Source organism: Citrobacter sp. MNAZ 1397 (assembly GCF_023613995.1).
Classification (GTDB): domain Bacteria; phylum Pseudomonadota; class Gammaproteobacteria; order Enterobacterales; family Enterobacteriaceae; genus Phytobacter; species Phytobacter ursingii.
In genome coordinates, this window is record NZ_JAKIVH010000002.1 from 20,124 (window position 1) to 44,190 (window position 24,067).

General features: G+C 53.6%; 20 protein-coding genes and 3 tRNA genes. 16 read left to right on the plus strand and 7 right to left on the minus strand.

Going from position 1 to position 24,067, the window contains the following annotated elements; all coding sequences use genetic code 11:
• Window positions 1-3: 3 nt before the first annotated feature.
• From frdC to frdA, 3 genes are read right to left on the minus strand one after another with little or no spacing between them, the layout of a single operon-like run.
• The gene (gene frdC, locus L2097_RS14810) at window positions 4-399 is read right to left on the minus strand and encodes a fumarate reductase subunit FrdC (RefSeq protein WP_250353182.1); all 396 of its coding nucleotides are present in this window, start codon (window positions 397-399) and stop codon (window positions 4-6) included.
• 10 nt (window positions 400-409) lie between these two features.
• Window positions 410-1,144: a succinate dehydrogenase/fumarate reductase iron-sulfur subunit gene (locus L2097_RS14815; RefSeq protein WP_250353183.1), complete on the minus strand. Its 735-nt coding sequence runs from the start codon at window positions 1,142-1,144 to the stop codon at window positions 410-412.
• Window positions 1,137-2,927: a fumarate reductase (quinol) flavoprotein subunit gene (frdA, locus tag L2097_RS14820; protein WP_085005856.1), complete on the minus strand. Its 1,791-nt coding sequence runs from the start codon at window positions 2,925-2,927 to the stop codon at window positions 1,137-1,139. The genes L2097_RS14815 and frdA overlap by 8 nt, the downstream gene beginning before the upstream one ends.
• A gap of 322 nt (window positions 2,928-3,249) precedes the next feature.
• Between frdA and epmA the strand changes: the two genes are divergently transcribed.
• From epmA to L2097_RS14835, 3 genes are all read left to right on the plus strand, one after another.
• On the plus strand, window positions 3,250-4,227 hold the full coding sequence (epmA, locus tag L2097_RS14825; protein WP_085005855.1) for an elongation factor P--(R)-beta-lysine ligase: 978 nt from the start codon (window positions 3,250-3,252) through the stop codon (window positions 4,225-4,227).
• Window positions 4,228-4,438: 211 nt separating this feature from the next.
• Entirely contained in the window at window positions 4,439-5,155 is a 717-nt protein-coding gene (locus tag L2097_RS14830; protein ID WP_250353184.1) for a hypothetical protein, read from the plus strand.
• On the plus strand, window positions 5,152-5,466 hold the full coding sequence (locus tag L2097_RS14835) for a YjeO family protein (RefSeq protein WP_250353185.1): 315 nt from the start codon (window positions 5,152-5,154) through the stop codon (window positions 5,464-5,466). Before L2097_RS14830 ends, L2097_RS14835 begins: the two co-directional genes overlap by 4 nt.
• 99 nt (window positions 5,467-5,565) lie before the next feature.
• Here L2097_RS14835 and mscM read toward each other — a convergent pair whose 3' ends face one another.
• The 3 genes from mscM to rsgA all read right to left on the minus strand — a co-directional run bounded on the left by mscM (window position 5,566) and on the right by rsgA (window position 11,036).
• Window positions 5,566-8,898, minus strand: a complete 3,333-nt coding sequence (gene mscM, locus L2097_RS14840) for a miniconductance mechanosensitive channel MscM (RefSeq protein WP_085005854.1) — start codon at window positions 8,896-8,898, stop codon at window positions 5,566-5,568.
• 18 nt (window positions 8,899-8,916) lie between these two features.
• Complete coding sequence (gene asd, locus L2097_RS14845; RefSeq protein WP_047372105.1) at window positions 8,917-9,885, minus strand: archaetidylserine decarboxylase; 969 nt, start codon at window positions 9,883-9,885, stop codon at window positions 8,917-8,919.
• A gap of 98 nt (window positions 9,886-9,983) precedes the next feature.
• Entirely contained in the window at window positions 9,984-11,036 is a 1,053-nt protein-coding gene (gene rsgA / locus L2097_RS14850; protein WP_047372104.1) for a small ribosomal subunit biogenesis GTPase RsgA, read from the minus strand.
• A 106-nt stretch (window positions 11,037-11,142) separates the two neighbouring features.
• Here rsgA and orn point away from each other — a divergent pair, with 106 nt between their 5' ends.
• The 4 genes from orn to L2097_RS14870 all read left to right on the plus strand — a co-directional run bounded on the left by orn (window position 11,143) and on the right by L2097_RS14870 (window position 12,278).
• Window positions 11,143-11,688 carry an oligoribonuclease gene (orn, locus tag L2097_RS14855; protein WP_047372103.1) on the plus strand — a complete coding sequence of 182 codons (546 nt, stop codon included), beginning with the start codon at window positions 11,143-11,145 and terminating at the stop codon, window positions 11,686-11,688.
• A gap of 203 nt (window positions 11,689-11,891) precedes the next feature.
• A tRNA-Gly gene (locus L2097_RS14860) sits at window positions 11,892-11,967 on the plus strand.
• A gap of 72 nt (window positions 11,968-12,039) precedes the next feature.
• Window positions 12,040-12,115: transfer RNA gene (locus L2097_RS14865), tRNA-Gly, on the plus strand.
• Between the two features lie 87 nt (window positions 12,116-12,202).
• Window positions 12,203-12,278 (plus strand) — tRNA-Gly (locus L2097_RS14870).
• A gap of 268 nt (window positions 12,279-12,546) precedes the next feature.
• On the opposite strand, the gene queG is transcribed toward L2097_RS14870, so the two are convergent.
• Window positions 12,547-13,686, minus strand: coding sequence for a tRNA epoxyqueuosine(34) reductase QueG (queG, locus tag L2097_RS14880; RefSeq protein ID WP_250353186.1), 1,140 nt, complete (start codon window positions 13,684-13,686; stop codon window positions 12,547-12,549).
• On the opposite strand from queG, the gene nnr reads away from it, so the two are divergent.
• From nnr to hflC, 9 genes are all read left to right on the plus strand, one after another.
• Window positions 13,685-15,232: a bifunctional ADP-dependent NAD(P)H-hydrate dehydratase/NAD(P)H-hydrate epimerase gene (nnr, locus tag L2097_RS14885; RefSeq protein ID WP_085005170.1), complete on the plus strand. Its 1,548-nt coding sequence runs from the start codon at window positions 13,685-13,687 to the stop codon at window positions 15,230-15,232. The two genes, queG and nnr, sit on opposite strands and share 2 nt — an antisense overlap.
• Window positions 15,204-15,665, plus strand: a complete 462-nt coding sequence (gene tsaE, locus L2097_RS14890; RefSeq protein ID WP_085005171.1) for a tRNA (adenosine(37)-N6)-threonylcarbamoyltransferase complex ATPase subunit type 1 TsaE — start codon at window positions 15,204-15,206, stop codon at window positions 15,663-15,665. The genes nnr and tsaE overlap by 29 nt, the downstream gene beginning before the upstream one ends.
• Window positions 15,666-15,681: 16 nt before the next feature.
• Entirely contained in the window at window positions 15,682-17,022 is a 1,341-nt protein-coding gene (amiB, locus tag L2097_RS14895) for an N-acetylmuramoyl-L-alanine amidase AmiB (protein ID WP_047372099.1), read from the plus strand.
• Window positions 17,023-17,031: 9 nt separating this feature from the next.
• Complete coding sequence (gene mutL / locus L2097_RS14900; RefSeq protein ID WP_250353187.1) at window positions 17,032-18,882, plus strand: DNA mismatch repair endonuclease MutL; 1,851 nt, start codon at window positions 17,032-17,034, stop codon at window positions 18,880-18,882.
• The gene (miaA, locus tag L2097_RS14905) at window positions 18,875-19,825 is read left to right on the plus strand and encodes a tRNA (adenosine(37)-N6)-dimethylallyltransferase MiaA (protein ID WP_047372097.1); all 951 of its coding nucleotides are present in this window, start codon (window positions 18,875-18,877) and stop codon (window positions 19,823-19,825) included. Before mutL ends, miaA begins: the two co-directional genes overlap by 8 nt.
• A 96-nt stretch (window positions 19,826-19,921) precedes the next feature.
• A complete protein-coding gene (gene hfq / locus L2097_RS14910) occupies window positions 19,922-20,227 on the plus strand; it encodes an RNA chaperone Hfq (protein WP_047372096.1) in 306 nt (101 codons plus the stop codon).
• A 75-nt stretch (window positions 20,228-20,302) separates the two neighbouring features.
• Window positions 20,303-21,583, plus strand: coding sequence for a ribosome rescue GTPase HflX (gene hflX, locus L2097_RS14915; RefSeq protein WP_047373417.1), 1,281 nt, complete (start codon window positions 20,303-20,305; stop codon window positions 21,581-21,583).
• A gap of 185 nt (window positions 21,584-21,768) precedes the next feature.
• Window positions 21,769-23,034 (plus strand): FtsH protease activity modulator HflK, encoded by a 1,266-nt coding sequence (gene hflK, locus L2097_RS14920; protein ID WP_047372095.1) that lies wholly within the window; start codon window positions 21,769-21,771, stop codon window positions 23,032-23,034.
• Window positions 23,035-23,036: 2 nt separating this feature from the next.
• Window positions 23,037-24,041, plus strand: a complete 1,005-nt coding sequence (hflC, locus tag L2097_RS14925; protein ID WP_039077812.1) for a protease modulator HflC — start codon at window positions 23,037-23,039, stop codon at window positions 24,039-24,041.
• Window positions 24,042-24,067 lie beyond the last annotated feature (26 nt).

Consider the following 24,067-nt stretch of genomic DNA (forward strand, 5'->3'; position numbering starts at 1 on the left):
TCCTTACCAGAACAGTGCAACGAAAAGAATAATAACCGTCACCAGCCCGGTCACGACCCACAAGCCCCTGATAACAGGCTCGGGTTTAAGCTTTTCGTCTTTGATGATGATATTCGACGCTTTTGGCGCCAGTTCAAACCAGGTTTTGGTGTGCAGCAGTGCTGCCGCCAGGGCAATCAGGTTCAGGATCACCACAATCGGATTTTGCAGAAAACCGACAAAACCCGCCCAGGATTCCGGACCATGCTTTAAGGAAAATAGCCCGCAGATCAAAACGATGCTGAACCATACCGCCGGTAACGCCGTGCCTTCACGCAGCATATAGAAGCGATAAAACGGCAGTGATTTCCACCAGGTCGACGGCATTGGCCGGACATAGGGTTTGCGTTTAGTCGTCATGATGCGCTCCTTAGCGTGGTTTCAGAGTGGCGATAAGAAAGTCTTTCGAGCTTTCCACTTTGCCCTGCTGGATAGCGGCCGCCGGGTCGACGTGTTTCGGGCACACTTCCGAGCAGTAGCCCACGAAGGTACAGCTCCAGACTCCGTTTGGGCTGTTCAACTGCGGCATACGCTGCTGTTTCCCGTGGTCGCGGTTATCCAGGTTGTAGCGGTGCGCCAGCGTGATGGCAGCAGGACCAATAAACTCCGGATTGAGTCCAAACTGCGGACATGCCGCATAGCACAGACCACAGTTGATACAGCCGGAGAATTGATGGTATTTCGCCATCTGCGCCGGGGTTTGCTTGTTCGTTCCCTGATCCGGCGTACGCGTGTTGCCAATGATGTAGGGCTTAATGGCCTCCAGGCTTTCGATAAAGTGGGTCATGTCGACCACTAAATCACGCTCAATAGGGAAGTTGGCCAGCGCCTCGATTTTTAGCCCCTTCGTGTAGTCACGTAAAAACGTTTTACAGGCCAGTTTCGGCACCTTGTTGACCATCATGCCGCAGGAACCGCAAATCGCCATACGGCAGGACCAGCGATAGCTCAGGTCAGGCGCCAGGTTATCTTTGATATAACCCAGCGCGTCCAGCAACGACGTTTGCTCATCGTAAGGCACATCATAAAAGGCGCTGTGCGGAGCGGTATCTATTTCCGGGTTATATCGCACCACCTCAACTTTCAGGGTTTGCATCTCAGCCATGGGTCGACTCCTTCTTGTCAGCGGCTTCCGCTTCACCACCGTAAACACGTTTCGCAGGCGGCAGCGTCGTTATCTTCACGTCGCTGTAATCGAGACGGGTAGTACCGTCTGCGTCCCGGTACGCCAGGGTGTGTTTGAGGAAGTTGACGTCATCGCGCTCCGTGCAGCCTTCATCCAGACGTTGATGCGCTCCGCGCGACTCTTTACGTGCCAGTGCGGAATGGGCCATACATTCGGCGACGTTCAGGCCATGTCCCAGTTCAATGGTATAAAGGATGTCGGTATTGAACACGCTGGATGTATCCGTGATGCGCACGCGTTTGAAACGCTCTTGCAACTCCGCCAGTTTATCAACGGTTTTTTGCATCAGTTCTGGCGTACGGTAGATACCGCAGCCTTCTTCCATTGACTCACCCATTTCGTCACGAATTTTAGCCCAGCTTTCCGTGCCTTCCTGATTAACCAGATTTTTCAGCCGTTGCTCAACATCTGCGGCCTGTGCGTTCAGCGCTGCGTCGCTGGCCGCAGTGGCAGAGGCGGCACGCGCCATAGCCTGTTCACCCGCCAGGCGGCCAAACACGACCAGTTCCGCCAGTGAGTTAGAGCCAAGGCGGTTTGCGCCATGCAGGCCTACGGATGAACATTCACCCACGGCAAACAGCCCCTGAATGCGGGTCTCACACTGCTGGTCGGTTTCGATACCGCCCATGGTGTAGTGCGCGGTAGGGCGTACCGGAATCGGTTCTTTTACTGGATCAACGCCAACGTAGGCTTTTGCCAGTTCGCAAATAAAGGGCAGACGTTCCAGCAGTTTTTTCTCGCCAAGATGGCGCAGGTCAAGATGGACGACATCGCCGCGTGGGGTCGAAATGGTGTTGCCTTTACGCCATTCATGCCAGAATGCCTGCGACACTTTATCGCGCGGCCCCAACTCCATATATTTGTTTTTCGGTTCGCCCAGCGGGGTTTCAGGACCCATGCCGTAATCCTGCAGATAACGGTAGCCGTTTTTGTTGACCAGGATACCGCCTTCGCCACGGCAGCCTTCTGTCATCAAAATACCGGAACCCGGCAGCCCGGTGGGGTGGTACTGGACAAACTCCATATCACGCAGCGGTACGCCATGGGCAAGTGCCATGCCCATTCCGTCGCCCGTGACAATACCGCCATTGGTGTTGTAACGGTAAACACGGCCCGCGCCGCCTGTCGCCATCACAACCGCGTTGGCACGAATCTGCACCAGCGTGCCTTCCATCATGTTCATTGCCACCAGGCCGCGCGCATGTCCCTCGTCGACCAGGATATCCAGCACGAAGTGCTCATCGAAACGCTGAATTTGCGGGAACTGGAGCGATGCCTGGAAGAGGGTATGTAGCATATGGAAGCCGGTTTTATCTGCGGCAAACCAGGTGCGTTCGATCTTCATTCCGCCAAAGCGGCGTACGTTGACAGAGCCATCAGGGCGGCGGCTCCACGGGCAGCCCCAGAGTTCAAGCTGTGTCATTTCGGTGGGGCAATGACGAACAAAGTAGTCAACGACATCCTGCTCGCACAGCCAGTCGCCACCGGCTACCGTGTCGTGAAAGTGGTACTCGAAGCTGTCATGATCCTGTGCAACGGCGGCGGAACCGCCTTCTGCGGCCACGGTGTGGCTACGCATGGGGTAAACTTTTGAAATAAGGGCGATTTTAGCATTTGGGTTTGCCTGGGCGGCAGCTATGGCGGCACGTAAACCCGCCCCACCCGCGCCAATTACAGCAAGATCGGCTTGAAAAGTTTGCACGACATTCCTCCTGATTATTGTTATTTCGCAACCCGTTTTGATCTGACTTTGTGCCTGACCAGCCAGGGCCTCGAATACGATTCCACTGCTCCTTTATTGGTACGCATTATAATCTTAGGACTATGAGGGAAATTTGACCTGTTCGATTTTTTTAATGTATGAATGGCCTAAAACATCATTGATTTTGATTAATTTAATTACAAAACCCCCAACCTTTAGTGTTTTTACCTCCCAACGCTGAACCCTTATTCCGCTCAAAATTTGTCTCTCTGAGCCGATACGGGTAGACTTCGTGCCCTTGTTTGAATTCGGAGAAAGTACCATGAGCGAGACGGCAACCTGGCAGCCGAGCGCATCCATCCCTAACTTATTAAAACGCGCAACTATTATGGCGGAAGTTCGGCGCTTCTTCGCCGATCGCGGCGTGTTAGAGGTGGAAACGCCTTGTATGAGCCAGGCCACGGTAACCGATATTCATCTGTTCCCGTTTGAGACCCGTTTCGTTGGTCCCGGCCATTCTCAAGGGATGAACCTTTATCTGATGACCAGCCCGGAATACCACATGAAGCGCCTTCTGGCGGCAGGATGCGGTCCGGTTTTCCAGCTGTGCCGTAGCTTCCGTAATGAGGAAATGGGGCGTCATCATAATCCTGAGTTCACCATGCTGGAGTGGTACCGCCCGCATTACGATATGTATCGTCTGATGAATGAAGTGGATGACCTTTTGCAACAGGTGCTGGAGTGTCCGGCAGCGGAGTCGCTCTCTTATCAGCAGGCGTTCCAGCGCTACCTGGAAATCGATCCGCTTTCTGCGGATAAACCTCAGCTGCGTGAAGTGGCGGCGAAGCTCGATTTAAGCAATATCGCAGACACTGAAGAAGACCGCGATACCTTACTGCAACTGCTGTTTACCATGGGCGTGGAACCGCATATCGGCAAAGACCGTCCGGCGTTTGTCTATCACTTCCCGGCAAGCCAGGCCGCGCTGGCGCAAATCAGCACCGAAGATCATCGCGTGGCAGAACGTTTTGAGGTCTACTTCAAAGGTATTGAACTGGCGAATGGTTTCCATGAACTGACCGATGCCCGCGAACAGCAGCAGCGTTTTGAGCAGGATAATCGTAAGCGTGCCGCGCGTGGTTTGCCGCAGCAACCCGTGGATATGAATCTGCTGGAAGCCCTGAAAGCCGGTATGCCGGATTGCTCCGGAGTGGCGCTGGGGGTTGATCGTCTGGTGATGCTGGCGCTGGGGGCAGAAAGCCTCGCTGAGGTGATGGCGTTCACCGTCGACCGGGCTTAATTTTTTTAATAAGGTCGGTGAAAATCATCGACCTCTCGCTATTTATTTAATCTAATTATTATTGATCGACATTAATACATGTAAATTATATAAATAGATTGCTTTTTATGCGGTTCATTTCTACTTTGTGCGATATCAGTCACGTTAATATTAACGAAGTACTTTTATTTTTACTCTCTCTTGGCTATTGATTTATAGAGTGGGTTTTTCCATGAGTGATAATTTAATATTCTGTAAGGTTGATGAATATGGGTTCCCTCACTGGAATGGGGTGAATTTTTTTCGATGGTATTACCTTCCCTCGAACTGGACATTCAGTACAGGTAAAGCGCATTTATGGTTATATAAAACAGCCTGGCTGGTTCACCATCGGGAAATGTTGAAGCAATATGCCAGAGAAGCACAGGTTCCATTGTTGCTATTGGCGGGCGTTGCCGCAGCAGAAGTTGGTGGGACGCCTGAGCGTTTTAAATCAATAGGCGTTTTACAACTGAAGCAAGTATTAGAAACTATCTTAAGAAAACATAATAACAAAATCTCTAATTCTACTTCGGTAGGGTCTGTTGCTATACAATTAGGTGTGGCAGCTCGAACAATAGGGGTCAGACCTGATATTTTAACATCTTATGAACAGTTTCAATTATCAAGATGCTTACTTGATAATAGTTTTAATATCAGGGTTGTCGCTTTTCATTTACGTGATTTAATTATGTATGATTATCCAGATGTTGATACGGCCAATTTAACCGATGAGCAAATAATTTTGGCCGGGTCTCGGTATAATCGAGGACTGGAAAGGCAGAAACAAGATTTTATTGACTCAATTGTAGCCCCAAAAGGTGCGCCCGGGCGCGAATATAGCGAATACGGAAGGAGAATTGTTGAGAAAAAAGAAGCAATAATGAAAATTATGCGAGGTGGTAATTGAGCTGGAAATCATTCACACTTAATTTTATCTGGTTCTGGGTTAGTATATTATGGATTTCATTGTTCTCCACACAGGATAAAGAGTGGTTTATTGATGGTAACGGAATAAACAACATCTGCGACCTTATGATTTACATTGAGAACGATGATATCCGCCCGATTGGTGTAGCGATGACCATTCCCGTATTTTTCCCGTTTATTTATGCCATGACGTATAAAAAACAACGTAGTGGCTGGCAATATTCTGTCGTGGTTGCTGTTGCCCTGTTCTGGGTCTGGTGTTTCTTTCTTCGTTATCAGCTATGCTGGTAAAAATCATACACCGGGTTATTTATAAAGCATAACTCCATATTAAATATGGAGTTTGCTCGATTTTTCCCTTTCTCATTGGCTTACTGTGCTGGTATCACACTACACACTTCCCGCCGGACGATTCCCTTTCCCTGCCGATGTCAGCGTGCGCGCCGTGCGCTTGCCATCGAGACTTTCAAGCCGCATCTGGAAAGGCGGGAACGGCAGATCAATGCCATGCTCACGGAAGCCCGCCAGAATCAACTGGTGGATCTCATGGCGCAGCGGCATACGATGCCCCATCTCTGCCGCGTAGATACGCAGTTCAAACAGCTGAATCCCTTGCTGGAGATCAACCAGGAACACTTCCGGAGCAGGGTTATCAATCACAAACGTACAACGTTCCGCCGCGGTATAAAGGATCTGCGTGACCTCTTCGCTATTGGCATCGGCGGGTGCCGGCACTGTCAGTACTACACGCGTCACCGAATCCGACAGCGACCAGTTGATAAACTGCTCGGTAATAAACGCCTTATTTGGCACGATGATCTCTTTGCGATCCCAGTCGCTGATCGTCGTGGCGCGAGTGTTGATCTTCGTGACGCTACCGGTCAGGTCGCGGATCGTCACGGTATCGCCGATGCGGATCGGTTTCTCGAACAAAATGATCAGGCCTGAAATAAAGTTAGCGAAGATCTCCTGCAGGCCAAAGCCCAGACCGACACCGAGGGCGGCAACCAGCCACTGTAGTTTTGCCCATTCGATGCCGATCATTGAGAATCCAACCAGCCCGCCAAACAGCATTAGCAGGTATTTGGTGATGGTCGTGATGGCGTAACCGGTGCCAGGGGTGAGATCCAGGTGCTGTAACAGGGCAAGCTCCAGCAGCGCCGGGAAGTTACGCACCAGTTGCGTGGTGATGATAAACACCAGAATGGCGATCAGCACCGCGCCAAGGGTGATGGGCTCAAGACTTTCTACTCCCTGCACCGTGGAGGTGACATCCCATAAGGAAATGTTCTCCAGGAAGCCGAACGCCGAGTGAATTTCTGACCACAGTACAATGACCGAGAGCAGCGCGATAAGCATCAGGATCGAGCGAACCAGACGCAGTGATTGCACGCTAATGGCGTCCAGATCGAGCTCTTTCTCGTCTATCTCCACCGATCCTTCGGTGCTGGTGGAGTGCGGCGTCTCATCTTCGCCTTTCGCGCGCTGGGCGAGGATCTCAGCACGACGATGTCGGGCACGATCGAACGCCAGACGGCGCCGCTGAATCAGCATCCAGCGGCGAATAATGTGATAGACCACCAGCAACAGGAACCAGATAGCGACGGAGGTCTCCAGACGTGCCAGTAGTGCCTGCGAGGTGGCCAGATAACCCACCGCGGCAGCCAGAATCGCAATGAGCGGCGCGCTTAGCAACAGATTCCACAGCAGGCGGTTCGGCATATTGTCGCCCGAACCACTCTTGTCGACGTAGAGCGGGATCCCGGCGCGTTTAAGGCTGAGCGTGACGACCGCCAGCGCACCACAAATCAGGATAAAACAGAGCCTCCCCAGTGACCCGGAAAACTCCCTGTCATTGAGGTTATCGAACATGATCAGCGCCATAATCAATGGCACGATAAAACCAATGCTCATCAGGTAGTTACGCATTCCACGCGCCACACGATGACGCGGCCAGCCGAAATGGGCGACAAATAGCCCGGTTGGGCGGGCGAAGGTGGCGCAAATCATGACGACCCACAGTAGCGGAACGGTCGCGGTGACCCCGTCGCCAATCGCCACTGCCAGCGGATAAGGCCAGGCTTCGCGTAAGCCGTAACCGAGCGTTGCCCACAGGACAGGAAGTGGAAGGGCGACCAGAATCGACCAGAACACGGTGCGCATTGTTAGCCAGAAATGATCCTGGGTGACTTTACCGACTTTGGCACTGGAACGCTCCAGAAAACGGGTGAAATGCTTACGCGAGTAGAGGCTAAAACCCACAAGGATAAGTGCGCCGAAAAGCGGGAGCAGGGTCTCCTTGCTGGTCAGCATCATCGCGCTGGCCTTGCCGAGTTGGCTAAAGGTATCCAGCGAGATCAGGCGTCGCAGATCCTGCACGATTTCAACCGGCCAGCTCAGACTCATCGGACTGACGTCCGCCGTCCAGAAAAGGTAACGGTGGGTGGCTTCATTCACCTCGCGCAGCGCATCCTCAAGCTGGCTATTGGACACTTTAAGCTTTGTCAGCTCCAGTATCAGCGTATCACCGCCCTGCAGTAATGAGGAGAGGAGCTCGCGCTGCGTACGCAACTGGGCATCAAGGATACGGCTCTGTTCAGCCGTCAGTTGCTGGCCGTCAGCCTGGCGAATCTGTCGCAACTGAGGCTGCTTGTTCACCAGATCTTCGTAGCGCATCCGATGCACCCGCAACTGCGCCATTTCCGTGTCGAGCTGCTGGGGCTTAGGCATCTCCGGTAATCGGGCGACCTGAGCACGCAACGCTTCGCCGAGCATATTTGACGCACCCAGCCACTGTGACTGCTCGCGCAGGGTGTTCAGCGCCTGACGGACCTGCAACATCTGATTGGTCGCCTGACGCTGCTGCGAGGCGACCAAATCCATGCGCTGCGCCTGCTGATTCAGCGCCTGCGACAGCTCACGGTTGATCTTGAACTGTTCAACAATACCCGGCGGTAGGTTGTCGCTGTTTTCCGCCAGTTGCTCGGTACTCTCCAGCGCCTGTTCGGCTTCACGCTGACGCTGGCTGTTAAGCTGGTTGCGCAAAGCCTGCAGGTAGGCATCGAGTTGCTGTGCCTGCTTTTGGGCCAGCTCGGAGCGCATCCGCGACAATTCCTGGCGGTTATTCGCCGACAGCTGTGCCAGTTCCAGTTCATCGACCAGCGCCCTCAGCTTTGCAGACTCTGCCTGCGCACTGAGATTTTGCGCCTGCGCGAGCGGCGTATTGCTGGTTTGCGTGCCGATACGACGTTCAACTTCATTGACCTGACGGCGGGTATCCGTTTGCTGTTGTGGAAGCTGGCTCAGCGAATCGTTAATTTCCCGGGCACGCTCTTGCTCTTGTTGCGCCTGGCGGGTTTTTTCCAGCAATTGACTGCTGACCTGCAGAATTTCCTGATTCAGCGCGTCGGTGCTCATATTGGCAGGCACCGATTTTGGCTCATCGCGCAGGTTATCTAACTGCGAGCGTAGCGTTCGGGAAAGTTTGGGAAAATTATCGATAACATCTTGATATTGCTGAGCGCGCTCAAGCGAACCTTTACGTTCTTCAAGCGCGTTCAGCGCGGCCTGGAGCACCTCGACGGTTTCAGCCTGTTCGGGCGTGGCTTTTGCCGCTTTGGCTTGCTCCAGTTCTTGCGAGATTTGTTTTGCATCAGGGGCCGTTGCTGCATTAGCCCCCAGGCTGAGGCACCAGGCCATCAGAAAAATGATAATCAGGCGCACTACAGCTTACCTTCTTCGTTAAACTTCGTCTTTCTTGTCGTCTACCAGCGGGCTGGCATCCCGTTCGGCGGCAATTTCTTCTGCCGGCAGAGGCGTCGGTTCAGCTTCCGGCGTAAACAGCGTTTCGGTGGAGATGGCCAGCGGCTCGCCGATTTTGGTCACAGAAAGGCTTTGCAGGTGTTCCGCCAGATTCACTTTACCCGGCGCGAACAGGTTAATCACCGTTGAACCCAGTTTGAAACGGCCCATCTCCTGACCTTTCAGCAGCGCCACTGCACCCTCGCTTTCGCCTGCAGGCCAGGTCCAGCGTTTGATGATGCCTTCGCGCGGCGGGGTGATCGTACCGGCCCAGACTGTTTCAATACTGCCGACAATCGTGGCACCAACCAGAATTTGCGCCATCGGGCCAAATTCAGTATCGAACAAGCAAATGACGCGCTCGTTACGGGCAAACAGGTTCGGCACGTTCTGCGCAGTCAGATGGTTAACCGAAAACAGGTCGCCCGGGACGTAAATCATTTCCCGCAGAATACCATTGCAGGGCATATGCACGCGGTGATAGTCACGCGGTGACAGATAAGTGGTGGCAAAAGAACCATTACGGAACAGGTCCGCCATCAGGTAGTTGCCTGCCAGCAGGGCTTCAAGGCTGTAATCGTGACCTTTGGCTTGCAGGATTTTGTCGTTTTCGATTTTACCGAGCTGGCTTATTACGCCGTCTGCGGGCATGACCAGAATGTTCGGATCGGTATTCAGCGGGCGAACGTCATCACGTAACGGGCGTACAAAGAAATCGTTGAAGGTGCGATAGCTGGCTGTGTCCGGCTTTTGCGCCTCTTTCATATCGACCTTGTAGTATTTGACGAACAGATCAATAACCAGTTTAGTCAGCCAACCTGCGCGTTTGCTTGCACCCCAGCCCGCCAGGCGAGTGAGCCACAGTTTAGGCAGAATGTATTGAAGCGAAAGTTTAAATGAGTTTAACAAAGTAGCCTCCAGGCCATTGTTTTTGTCGTTCCTGACCCGGCGCTATCGCCAGGTCTTTGCAAAAAAGGGGACGATTCTAACGACGCTTAGCTTAGTTGTCAGTCATCGGATTCAGAAAAGCTTTTACGCGTTTTTACTTGTGCCATGCTTTCAAGAATACGGTGATAATTTTCGAACCGCGTCTCGGCGATTTCGCCCTTCTCGACGGCTTCACGAATGGCGCAGCCTGGGTCGCTGGCGTGTTTACAGTCACGGTATTTGCAGTGGCCGATATAGTCATGGAATTCGACAAAGCCGTTAGTAATTTGTTCCGGCTCCAGATGCCAGAGCCCAAATTCACGCACTCCAGGAGAATCAATAACATCGCCGCCGTGGGGGAAGTGATACAAACGTGACGCAGTGGTCGTATGCTGACCCAGACCGGAGTTATCAGAAACCTCGTTGGTGAGGATCTCATTCTGTAAGCCAAGCAGGTTATTCAGCAGGCTTGATTTACCCACGCCAGACTGCCCGGCAAAGATGCTGATGCGGTCAGTTAAGGCCTCTTCAAGCGGCTGCAGACCGTTTTTCTTGTGGCTGGATACCATCAAGACGCGATAGCCAATTTTGCGGTAGATATCCATCTGCTCATTCACAAAGGCCATGCCTTCATCGTCCAGCAGATCGATTTTGTTCAGAACGATCAAGGGCTCAACGTTCAGCGTTTCGCAGGCCACCAGGTAGCGATCGATAATATTCAGCGACAGTTCCGGCAGGATGGCGGAGACGATCACGATCTGATTAATATTCGCAGCGATCGGCTTCACGCCGTCATAGAAATCCGGGCGAGTCAGAACGGACGTGCGCTCGTGTACCGCTTCGACAATGCCTTTTACCGTAACGCCTTCGGCGGCCTCTTTGCCCGGACGCCAGACGACGCGGTCGCCTGTGACCAGCGAACGAATGGTACGACGAATATTGCAACGGTGTACGGTGCCATCCACGGATTCAACGTCCGCGTGCATGCCGAATCGGCTGATCACTATGCCCTCAGACGGTTCGCCAAACAGGTTGTCATCGTAGTCGGCTTTCTCCACAGACGTTTTTAACCGACGCTGATGATTCGCGTTGACGCGGCGTTGTTGTCCTTTGGAGAGTTTATTTTTACTCAATCGTACTGGCTCCTGGTCGCCCCGGATGGGCAAAACCTTTATGATACACGCTATTTTAGATGAATATAGTCACGCTGAATATGACGCGAGAAGGGTGGAAAATAGCATGAGTGCAAATGAAAACAACCTGATTTGGATCGATCTGGAGATGACCGGGCTGAATCCGGAACGCGATCGTATTATTGAAATCGCAACCCTGGTCACCGACGCAAATCTGAATATCCTGGCGGAGGGGCCGACAATTGCGGTTCATCAGTCTGACGCTCAACTGGCGCTGATGGATGACTGGAACGTACGTACCCACACCGGCAGCGGCCTGGTGGAACGCGTCAAGGCAAGCCCGTTTGATGACCGTGCGGCTGAACTGGCGACCATCGAATTTCTGAAAGAGTGGGTGCCGGCGGGCAAATCGCCAATTTGTGGCAACAGTATCGGTCAGGACCGTCGTTTTCTGTTTAAGTACATGCCGGAACTGGAAGCTTACTTCCACTATCGTTATCTGGACGTGAGCACGTTAAAAGAGTTAGCGCGTCGCTGGAAACCGGAAATTCTCGACGGTTTCAAAAAACAGGGCACGCACCAGGCGATGGATGATATCCGCGAATCTGTGGCCGAGCTTGCTTACTATCGCGAACATTTTATTCAGCTATAAAAATGCTGTCCGGACGGATGAAAAAGAGAGTAAGGTAGTCCGTCCGGTGCAAAAACAGGCAAGATGACGAATAATCGAGCACTTGAACGAAAAATTTAAAAAATCGTTTTCGGGGGGCTTGCAGGAGAAAGGAATTCTCGTATAATGCGCCTCCCGTGACGACACAGAAATGTGAAATTACGGCAGCAAGAAAAATGATGTTTGCGGGAATAGCTCAGTTGGTAGAGCACGACCTTGCCAAGGTCGGGGTCGCGAGTTCGAGTCTCGTTTCCCGCTCCAAAATTTGAATGCACCATCAATCGCCGGTATGCACGTGTAGCCAAGCTGTTGCAGTGTGAAACCAGAGATTATGCGGGAATAGCTCAGTTGGTAGAGCACGACCTTGCCAAGGTCGGGGTCGCGAGTTCGAGTCTCGTTTCCCGCTCCAAAATTTGAAAGTATCGAAAGATACGTACCATCCGAATCACAGGATTTTGAGTTGCAACAAAGTGGCAACTTAAAAGACGAAGATTAAGCGGGAATAGCTCAGTTGGTAGAGCACGACCTTGCCAAGGTCGGGGTCGCGAGTTCGAGTCTCGTTTCCCGCTCCAAATTTTTACTCCATCAAATTATCCACAGCGGAAAGCACATGCTGCGGACGATTTTTTTCGTCCTTACATATTCTTGTAAACAGACTTATCCACAGATCGCTCGCCTTCATTTGAAATGACAATCGCTTCGCCTGATTAATAATCTCACTTTAACGTATTGAAATGTTTAATAAAAAATTCATCTTAAACTGTTAATCGGATCACTTGACGAATTTGTGGGCATTGATACGCAATGTGTTTTTAATTTTATTCACAAGCTGTGGATGGCTCAGGCGTCGCGAATTAACCCTTTCTCGATGACCCTTACAAGGCGTTGTTTCTTCGCTGTCTGGACCTCCACCACGCAGGCATTTCGCTTTCCCACCTGTTGCTCAATGGCCCATTCTATATGTTCATCAAGAAGTGGGTGCTCACCCCGGCGTTGTTCCAGCGCACGAATATTGGCTTCGTCCCAGGGCGCATTGCCCAGCGCGACGGCAATATTACGCAGCCAGCGTAGATGACCAATACGGCGAATCGCCGATCCTTCCGTCACTTTCAAAAACCAGCTCTCACTCCAGGCAAATAATTCAATCAGTTCCGGTGAATGGAGTGCCTTACGCGGGCTGAAATCAGCTTCGTCTGTTAACTGCGAGAAACGGTTCCACGGGCAGATAAGCTGGCAGTCGTCGCAACCATAGATGCGATTACCAATTAACGGACGGAATTCCTCTGGAATCGCGCCTTCCAGCTCAATAGTGAGATAAGAGATGCAGCGGCGCGCATCGACCGTATAGGGTTCGACAATCGCCCCGGTCGGGCAAATGGTGAGGCAGGCCACGCAGCGACCACAGTTCTCTTCAACGGGCTGGTCGACAGGCAGGGGCAAATCAATGAGCAACTCTCCCAGAAAGAAGAACGATCCGGCGTGGCGATTCAGAATAAGTGAGTGCTTACCTACCCAGCCAAGCCCGGCTTTTTCAGCTAACGGGCGCTCAAGAATGGGCGCAGAATCCACAAAGGGTCTAAAATTCAGCGAAGCACAATGCTGCTGGATCTTTTCACCGAGTTGCTTTAATCGGTTACGTAACAATTTATGGTAATCGCGACCCAGCGCGTAGCGGCTGACATAGCCCAGCGTCGGGTTTTTAAGTGTGCTGGCGAAGGCGGCATTGGCGGGAAGATAATTCATTCTTACGCTGATAACCCGCAAGGTGCCGGGCAGAAGCTCGTGTGGGCGGGCGCGCATCATGCCGTGTCGCGCCATCCACTCCATTTCGCCATGATATTGTTTGTCCAGCCATGCCTGCAGCTTGGGCTCGCTGGCGGAAAGGTCGGTGTCAGCGATCCCGACCTGCTGAAAACCCAGTTCAGTACCCCACTGTTTGATGCTGTGCGCTAATTGATTGAGATCGAGGGGTTCTGACATGACGGACCATACAATGAAGAAATACGCAGTAAGTATACCACACTCCATCTGGCCTGCGGATGAACTGCGACGGGCGGAAAAGGAGGCAGCAGATAGCCTGGGGATTACGCTGTTTGAGCTGATGCAGCGTGCGGGCGAAGCCGCGTTCAACGTCGCGCGGGAACACTACGCCGCAACGCGGCACTGGCTCGTGCTATGCGGCCATGGCAATAACGGCGGGGATGGCTATGTGGTCGCACGTCTGGCAGCGGCCGCGGGCATCGGGGTGACCCTGTTGGCTATTGAGGGGAGTAAGCCGCTGCCGGAAGAGGCACAGGCAGCGCGAGAGGCGTGGCTGAATGCGGGCGGTGTCATCCATGCCGCGGATATCGTCTGGCCTGATGACGTCGATCTGATTATTGATGGCTTACTGGGTACGGGGCTACACAGCGCTCCGGGAGAAGCTATCGCGGCTCTCATAACCCAGGCTAATGCGCATCCGGCCCCGGTCCTGGCGCTGGATATTCCTTCTGGTTTACAGGCCCAGACCGGTACAACGCCCGGCGCGGTCATCGAGGCTGCACACACCGTCACCTTTATCGCCCTGAAACCGGGGCTGCTAACCGGTAAGGCCCGGGATGTTGTCGGCGTGCTCCATCATCATGCTCTGGGGCTGGAGAATTGGCTGGCCGGGCAAGAGACGTTACTGACCCGGGTTGATGCGCGTTTCCTTACCCACTGGTTTACGCCACGCCGCCCCACCTCGCATAAAGGTTCTCATGGCCGACTGGTTATCATTGGCGGCGATCATGGCACGGCTGGCGCTATCCGCATGGCGGGCGAAGCGGCGCTACGGGCGGGGGCAGGGCTGGTGCGTGTGCTCACGCGTAGCGAAAATATTGCGCCCATCATGACAGCGCGACCGGAGCTAATGGTACATCAACTCACGCCACAGAGCCTTGAAGAGAGCCTGGAATGGGCCGATGTGGTGGTCATTGGACCGGGGCTTGGTCAGCAGGAGTGGGGCAAAAAAGCCCTGCAGAAAGTTGAGAATTTCCGCAAACCGATGCTCTGGGACGCCGATGCGCTGAACCTTCTGGCAATCAATCCCGATAAACGTCACAATCGCATCCTGACGCCACATCCTGGCGAGGCAGCGCGTCTGCTTGGCTGCTCCGTTGCAGAAATTGAAAGTGATCGCTTACTTTCTGCGCAACGTCTGCTACAACGATACGCAGGCGTTGTCGTTCTTAAAGGCGCGGGGACGGTGGTGGCGGGCGTTGACGGTAAGGTCAGCATTATTGATGCCGGCAATGCGGGTATGGCCAGCGGCGGTATGGGAGATGTGCTGTCTGGTATTATCGGCGCGCTGCTGGGGCAGAAACTTGAACTGTATGACGCGGCCTGCGCAGGCTGTCTCGCCCATGGCGTTGCGGCAGATGTGCTGGCGGCGCGACAGGGGATGCGGGGCATGCTGGCAACCGATCTTTTTTCCACGCTGGTGCGTGTAGTTAACCCGGACGTTATTGAAACAGAAGATGATGAATCGAGTAATTCCTTTACCTGACGAGCAAGCGACCCTGACTTTGGGGCAACGCATGGCGCAGGCTTGCGATGGCGCGACAGTGATTTACCTGTATGGCGACCTGGGTGCGGGTAAAACCACGTTCAGCCGGGGTTTTCTGCAGGCCCTGGGTCACCACGGGAACGTAAAAAGCCCGACCTATACGCTGGTTGAACCCTACACACTCGATAAGCTGAATGTGTACCACTTCGACCTGTATCGTCTTGCGGATCCTGAGGAGCTCGAATTCATGGGGATCCGCGATTACTTTGCCAACGACGCTATTTGCCTGGTCGAGTGGCCGCAACAAGGTGCGGGTGTGCTGCCTGACCCGGATGTCGAAATTCATATTGATTACCAGGCGCAGGGGCGTGAGGCGCGCATTACTGCTGTATCCTCATCTGGCGATGCATTACTGGCACGTTTGGCCGGTTAATCTAAGGGATGACGGGATGATTTATCGCGTTAAAAGTTGGCTAATGACCGCACTGATTTTATTCAGCATGCAGGTCGGTGCGGCGAGTTTGTCAGATATTCAGGTTTCCAATGGAGATAACCAGGCCCGTATTACATTCAGTTTTATGGGCGACCCGGAATATGCCTTTTCTCAAGAAGGGAAGCGCAGCGTTGCGCTGGATATCAAACAAACCGGTGTTATTCAGGGGTTGCCGCTCCAGTTCAGCGGTAACAATTTGGTCAGAAGCATTCGTTCGGGCACGCCGAAGGATAGCCAGTCGTTACGTCTGGTGGTCGATTTAACGCAAAACGGTAAAACCCGTGCGGTGAAACAGCAAAGCGGCTCAGGTTATACCGTGGTGTTCACGATTGATGCCGATGTGCCGCCTCCGCCCCCACCGCCAAAAGTGGTGGCAAAACGCGTTGAAACACCAGCCATCGTGCCACAGCCGGTGCAGACCCAAACCGGGCGTAACCCTTTTAGCGCCAGTAACGATCGCATCACCAGCGTCACCAGCAGCAATACGGCGGTTCGTCCTGCGGCACAAGCGCGTCCGGCTTCCGGTGACAGTAAAGTCATCATTGCTATTGATGCCGGGCACGGTGGGCAGGATCCGGGCGCGATTGGTCCTGGCGGCACCCAGGAGAAAAACGTCACTATCTCTGTGGCGCGTAAACTGCGTACTTTGCTGAATGATGACCCGATGTTCAAAGCTGTAATGACTCGCGACGGCGATTACTTTATCTCGGTGATGGGGCGTTCAGACGTGGCGCGCAAACAAAACGCAAACTTCCTGGTATCGATTCATGCGGATGCCGCACCGAATCGTGATGCTACCGGCGCCTCTGTCTGGGTGCTTTCTAACCGTCGCGCCAACAGTGAAATGGCGGGCTGGCTTGAACAGCACGAGAAGCAGTCTGAGCTGTTGGGCGGAGCGGGCGATGTGCTGGCGAACAGCCAGTCTGACCCTTACCTGAGCCAGGCGGTACTGGATTTACAGTTCGGCCATTCTCAGCGCGTCGGTTATGATGTCGCCAGCAGTATGATTACTCAGCTTGCGCGTATTGGCGCGCTGCATAAGCGACATCCGGAACACGCAAGCCTCGGCGTGCTTCGTTCGCCAGATATTCCGTCGGTGCTGGTTGAAACCGGGTTTATCAGTAACAACAGCGAAGAGCGTATGCTGGGCAGCGATGAGTACCAACAGCAGCTTGCAGAAGCGATCTACACGGGGCTGCGCAACTATTTCCTTGCGCACCCTCTGCAGTCAGCTCCGCAGGGTGGCACCGGACAAATGGCTAACGCCGCAGCGCCCGCCAGCGGATTGCTTAATTAAGGAGACTTCATGCCGATTCAGGTTTTGCCGCCACAGCTTGCGAACCAAATCGCCGCTGGCGAAGTGGTGGAACGCCCTGCCTCGGTGGTGAAGGAACTGGTGGAAAACAGCCTGGATGCGGGCGCGACCCGCATCGATATCGACATTGAACGCGGCGGAGCTAAGCTCATCCGCATTCGCGATAACGGCGGCGGCATTAAAAAAGATGAGCTGGCGCTGGCGCTGGCACGTCATGCCACCAGTAAAATCGCCTCGCTTGACGATCTGGAAGCCATCATAAGCCTGGGGTTTCGCGGTGAAGCGCTGGCCAGTATCAGCTCTGTTTCGCGTTTGACGCTCACCTCGCGCACCGCCGAACAGCAGGAGGCCTGGCAGGCTTATGCAGAAGGCCGCGATATGGACGTCACGGTTAAACCGGCCGCCCATCCCGTTGGTACCACGCTGGAAGTGCTGGACCTCTTCTATAACACCCCGGCGCGGCGCAAATTCATGCGTACCGAAAAAACCGAATTTGGTCATATCGATGAAGTCGTTCGACGCATCGCGTTGGCGCGTTTTGATGTCACCATCAACCTGAGCCATAACGGTAAAATGATGCGCCAGTACCGTGCGGTGACCCAGAACGGGCAAAAAGAGCGTCGACTGGGGGCTATTTGCGGTACCGCATTTCTGGAACAGGCGCTGGAAATCGAATGGCAGCACGGAGACCTGGCGCTACGTGGCTGGGTGGCCGAGCCCACGGCGACCACCTCCGCGTTTGCCGAAATCCAGTATTGCTATGTGAATGGCCGTATGATGCGCGATCGGCTGATTAATCATGCGATTCGTCAGGCCTGTGAAGACAAGCTTGGGGCCGATCAGCAGCCGGCATTTGTACTCTATTTAGAGATAGACCCGCATCAGGTCGATGTGAACGTACATCCGGCCAAACATGAAGTGCGTTTTCACCAGTCCAGGCTGGTGCATGACTTTATCTACCAGGGCGTGCTGAGCGTACTGCAACAGCAGACCGCGACAGCGTTACCGCTGGAAGATGAACCCGCACCGCGCCCGATACCGGAAAACCGCATTGCCGCCGGGCGCAATCACTTTGCCGAACCCTCGGTGATGCGCGAGCCTGCGCCACGAGCGTCTGTTTCATTAGGGGTTTCTTCGGCAGGTTCTTCGCGTGCGCCATCGTGGCCAAACGCACAGCCGGGTTATCAGAAGCAGCAAGGCGCACTGTACCGCCAGTTACTGGAAACCCCGGCTGCGGAACGTAAAGCGGATGTCGTCAAAGAGGCTGCTCCCGTTCTGGACGCGCACAGCCAGAGTTTTGGGCGAGTACTGACGGTTGTCGCGCCTGCTTTTGCTTTGCTCGAACGCGGCGGCAGGGTAGCGTTACTGGCGTTACCCGTGGCGGAACGTTGGTTGCGGCAGGCGCAATTGTCGCCGAATGGCGGCCCGGTGTGCGGGCAGCCGCTACTCATTCCCGTGCGTCTAAAAGTTTCGTCGCAAGAAAATGCCGCGTTAAAACGCGCGCAGCCTGTACTGGCCGAAATGGGTATCGAATTTGTACCGGATGGCCAACACGTTACGATTCGCGCCGTGCCTTTACCCTTACGACAACAAAATTTACAAATCTTGATTCCTGAACTGATAGGCTACCTGGCGCAGCAGACAGAGATTGATGCGATGAATGTTTCCCACTGGCTGGCCCGTCATCTGGCGAGCGAGCACACCCAGTGGAATATGGCGCAGGCCATTAGCCTGCTTACCGACGTCGAGCGTCTTTGTCCGCATCTGGTTAAGACCCCGCCAGATGGTTTGTTACAACCTGTTGATTTATCTATGGCGATGAATGCCCTGAAACATGAGTGATGTAAGCAAGGCTGGCCTGCCTAAGGCTATTTTTTTGATGGGGCCGACGGCCTCCGGCAAAACGGCATTAGCCATTGAGTTACGTAAAGTTTTGCCAGTTGAGTTGATAAGCGTGGATTCAGCCCTTATCTATCAGGGGATGGATATCGGTACGGCGAAACCGAATGCCGCAGAATTACGTGCCGCTCCGCACCGGTTGTTAGATATTCTTGACCCGGCGCAGGCGTACTCCGCGGCCGATTTTCGCCGCGATGCGCTGGCCGCTATGGCGGAGATTACCGCAGAAGGGCGCATTCCCCTGCTGGTTGGCGGCACAATGCTTTACTTTAAGGCGCTGCTGGAAGGGTTGTCCCCTTTGCCATCAGCGGACCCTGCGGTACGAGCAGAAATTGAAAGACAAGCAGCAGAGCGTGGATGGGACGCGTTGCACCAGCAGTTACAGACCATTGATCCTGTAGCCGCAGCGCGAATCCATCCAAATGATCCGCAAAGGCTTTCCCGGGCACTGGAAGTTTTTTTCATTTCGGGTAAAACTTTAACAGATCTGACGCAAACGTCTGGAGAGACTCTGCCGTATCAGGTGCATCAGTTCGCCATCGCCCCGGCGAGCCGTGAACTGCTCCATCAGCGAATTGAGCAGCGTTTTCATCAGATGTTAGCTTCGGGTTTTGAAGCAGAAGTGCGGGCGCTTTTTGCTCGCGGAGATTTGCATACGGATATGCCTTCCGTTCGTTGTGTGGGTTATCGCCAGATGTGGTCTTATCTTGAAGGCGAAATCTCCTACGACGAAATGGTTTACAGAGGTGTTTGCGCCACGAGGCAGTTAGCGAAGCGGCAAATAACCTGGTTGCGCGGCTGGGATGGCGTTCACTGGTTAGACAGTGAAAAGCCCCAAGAGTCATACAACGAAGTGTTACAGGTTATTGGTGCGATCGCGAATTGAATGTGTACAATCAAGTTGTATCGTGCGCAAAATTTTACGCAGTTTTCAGAACTCCCGGGTTCTAAGTACAAAACAAGCATATAAGGAAAAGATAGAATGGCTAAGGGGCAATCTTTACAAGATCCGTTCCTGAACGCACTGCGTCGGGAACGTGTTCCAGTTTCAATTTATTTGGTGAATGGTATCAAGCTGCAAGGGCAAATTGAGTCTTTCGATCAGTTCGTGATCCTGTTGAAAAACACGGTCAGCCAGATGGTCTACAAGCATGCTATTTCCACTGTTGTTCCGTCTCGCCCGGTTTCTCATCATAGCAACAACGCGGGTGGCGGCTCCAGCAGCAACTATCATCATGGTAGCAATGCACAGGCTTCTGCGCAGCAGGACAGCGAAGAGACCGAATAAGGTTGCTTGCTGTTTATCTACATCGGGGAGCCAGGGTTTCTGTGTTCCCCGCTGATCTTTTTTGAGGGTTTACGCTTGTTTGACCGTTATGATGCCGGTGAGCAGGCGGTACTGGTACACATCTATTTTTCGCAAGACAAAGATATGGAAGATCTCCAGGAGTTTGAATCTCTGGTCTCTTCCGCCGGTGTCGAAGCAATGCAGGTGATTACCGGGAGCCGTAAAGCACCGCACCCCAAGTATTTTGTTGGTGAAGGTAAAGCCGTTGAGATTGCGGATGCCGTGAAAGCGACGGGCGCGTCCGTTGTGCTCTTTGATCATGCGCTGACCCCAGCCCAGGAACGTAACCTGGAGCGTTTATGTGAATGCCGTGTTATCGATCGCACGGGGTTGATATTAGATATTTTTGCCCAGCGTGCGCGTACCCATGAGGGTAAGTTGCAGGTTGAGCTGGCGCAGTTGCGTCACCTGGCGACACGCCTGGTGCGTGGCTGGACCCACCTTGAACGACAGAAAGGCGGGATTGGTTTGCGTGGCCCGGGTGAAACCCAGCTCGAAACTGACCGTCGTCTTCTGCGTAATCGTATTACCCAGATCCTCTCGCGTCTCGAACGCGTTGAGAAGCAGCGTGAACAGGGACGTCGTTCCCGCACGAAAGCGGACATCCCTACGGTGTCGCTGGTGGGCTATACCAACGCCGGTAAATCCACCCTGTTTAATCAAATAACCGAGGCTCAGGTGTATGCCGCGGATCAGCTGTTTGCGACGCTCGATCCGACGCTACGCCGTATTGACGTCGCCGATGTAGGGGAAACCGTACTGGCGGATACCGTCGGTTTTATTCGCCATCTGCCGCACGATCTGGTGGCGGCGTTTAAAGCGACGTTGCAGGAAACCCGGCAGGCAACGCTGTTATTGCATGTCATTGACGCTGCGGATGTGCGTGTCGCTGACAACATCGATGCCGTCAATATTGTGCTTGAAGAGATCGATGCACATGAAATTCCGACGCTGCTGGTGATGAACAAAATCGATATGCTGGACGATTTTGAACCGCGTATCGACCGTGATGATGAAAATAAACCGATTCGGGTGTGGCTTTCCGCCCAGACCGGAATCGGCGTACCACTGTTATTCCAGGCTTTAACTGAGCGACTGTCTGGCGAGGTTGCGCAGCATACGTTGCGTTTGCCGGCAAAAGAAGGTCGTCTGAGAAGTCGTTTTTATCAGCTTCAGGCCATCGAAAAAGAGTGGATGGAGGAAGACGGAAGTCTGGGCATACAGGTGCGTATGCCAATTGTGGACTGGCGTCGCCTCTGTAAACAAGAACCGGCACTGGAAGACTACGTCGTCTGACCGGTTGGCCAGAAGGATTTTCCCCTTTTGGGGTACCATAAATGATTTGGGTTGCAGCGCGGCGGCAACTGAATGCGTTCCCGGCAGCATAGAGAACTATGTGACCAGAGCAAATGAAGGCGGTCAACAAAGAGGCAGCCCAAAGCATGAAGGGTAAAACCGCATAACAAATATGGAGCACATACATGGCGTGGAATCAGCCCGGTAACAACGGACAAGACCGCGACCCGTGGGGAAGCAGCAAACCAGGCGGCAACTCTGAGGGAAATGGAAACAAAGGCGGTCGCGATCAGGGGCCACCTGATCTGGATGATATCTTCCGTAAACTGAGCAAAAAACTCGGCGGCCTGGGCGGTGGCAAAGGCACCGGTTCAGGTGGCGCAGGCCAACAACCTTCCGGCCCGCGTGGCCATGTTGGCGGCCGTATCGTAAGCATCGTTGCGGCTGCCGCCGTGATTATCTGGGCTGCCAGTGGGTTCTACACCATCAAAGAAGCGGAACGTGGCGTTGTAACCCGTTTCGGTAAATTCAGCCATCTGGTAGAGCCAGGTCTGAACTGGAAACCGACCTTTATCGATAACGTGACGGCGGTAAATGTTGAGTCCGTTCGCGAACTGGCAGCGTCCGGAGTGATGTTAACGTCCGATGAAAACGTCGTGCGTGTCGAAATGAACGTGCAGTACCGCGTGACCGATCCTGAACGTTATCTCTATAGCGTGACCAGCGCGGATGACAGCCTGCGCCAGGCGACAGACAGTGCGCTGCGTGGCGTAATTGGTAAATATGGCATGGACCGCATCCTGACGGAAGGTCGTACCGTTATCCGTAGCGATACCCAGCGTGAGCTGGAAGAGACCATCAGACCGTACAACATGGGCATCACGCTGCTGGACGTCAACTTCCAGGCGGCGCGTCCGCCAGAAGAGGTCAAAGCCGCGTTTGATGATGCGATTGCCGCACGTGAAAACGAGCAGCAATTCATCCGTGAAGCGGAAGCGTACACCAACGAGGTGCAGCCACGCGCAAATGGTCAGGCGCAGCGTATCCTGGAAGAAGCGCGTGCGTACAAGACCCAAACCATTCTGGAAGCGCAGGGTGAAGTGGCTCGCTTTGCGAAGATTCTGCCTGAGTATAAAGCCGCGCCGGAAATTACCCGTGAGCGTCTCTATATTGAGACCATGGAAAAAGTGCTGAGCCATACCCGTAAAGTGCTGGTCAACGATAAAGGCGGCAACCTGATGGTTCTGCCGCTTGATCAGATGCTGAAAGGCGGGAATGCACCTGCGGCAAAGAGCGATAGCAGTGGCGCGAACAACCTTCTGCGCCTGCCGCCTGCATCCTCTTCCGGTAACAGCGGTGCGAGCAATTCATCGTCCATCAGTCAGGGCGACATCATGGACCAACGCCGCGCTAACGCGCAGCGTAACGACTATCAGCGTCAGGGGGAATAACGATGCGTAAGTCAGTTATCGCGATTATCATCATCGCGCTGGTAGTGCTCTACACCTCTATTTTTGTCGTAAAAGAGGGTGAACGCGGGATCAAATTCCAGTTCAGCAGCGTCGTGCGTGACGGCGATAAAAAGCCGGTAATTTATGAGCCTGGCCTACATTTCAAAGTGCCTTTTATTCAGTCCGTTAAAATGATGGACGCGCGTATTCAGACGATGGATAACCAGGCCGATCGTTTCGTGACCAAAGAGAAGAAAGACCTGATTGTCGACTCGTACATTAAGTGGCGAATCAGCGATTTCAGCCGTTACTTCCTGGCAACGGGCGGCGGCGATGTCTCTCAGGCAGAAGTACTGCTGAAACGTAAATTCTCGGACCGTCTGCGTTCTGAAATTGGTCGCCTGGATGTCAAAGACATCGTGACCGACTCCCGTGGTCGCCTGACGCTGGAAGTACGTGACGCGCTGAACTCCGGCTCTGCGGGTACGGTAGACGAAGTGACCACGCCAGCGGCGGATAACGAAATCGCTAAAGCGGCGGAGCGCGTTCAGGCTGAAACCAACGGCAAAGTGCCAGTGGTCAACCCGAACAGTATGGCGGCTCTGGGTATTGAAGTTGTTGACGTGCGTATCAAGCAGATCAACCTGCCAACCGAAGTTTCAGAAGCGATCTTCAACCGTATGCGTGCTGAGCGTGAAGCGGTTGCCCGTCGCCACCGTTCTCAGGGTCAGGAAGAGGCTGAAAAACTGCGCGCAGCGGCTGATTATGAAGTCACGAAGACACTGGCGGAATCTGAGCGTCAGGGCCGTATCCTGCGTGGTGAAGGCGATGCCGAAGCAGCAAAACTGTTTGCTGACGCCTTTAGCCAGGATCCAGACTTCTACGCCTTTATTCGTAGCCTGCGTGCTTACGAAAGCAGTTTCCAGAGCAACCAGGATGTTATGGTGCTCAGCCCGGATAGCGATTTCTTCCGCTACATGAAGACACCGACTTCCGCGACACGTTAAACTGACCTCATCGTTTTAGACGTCAA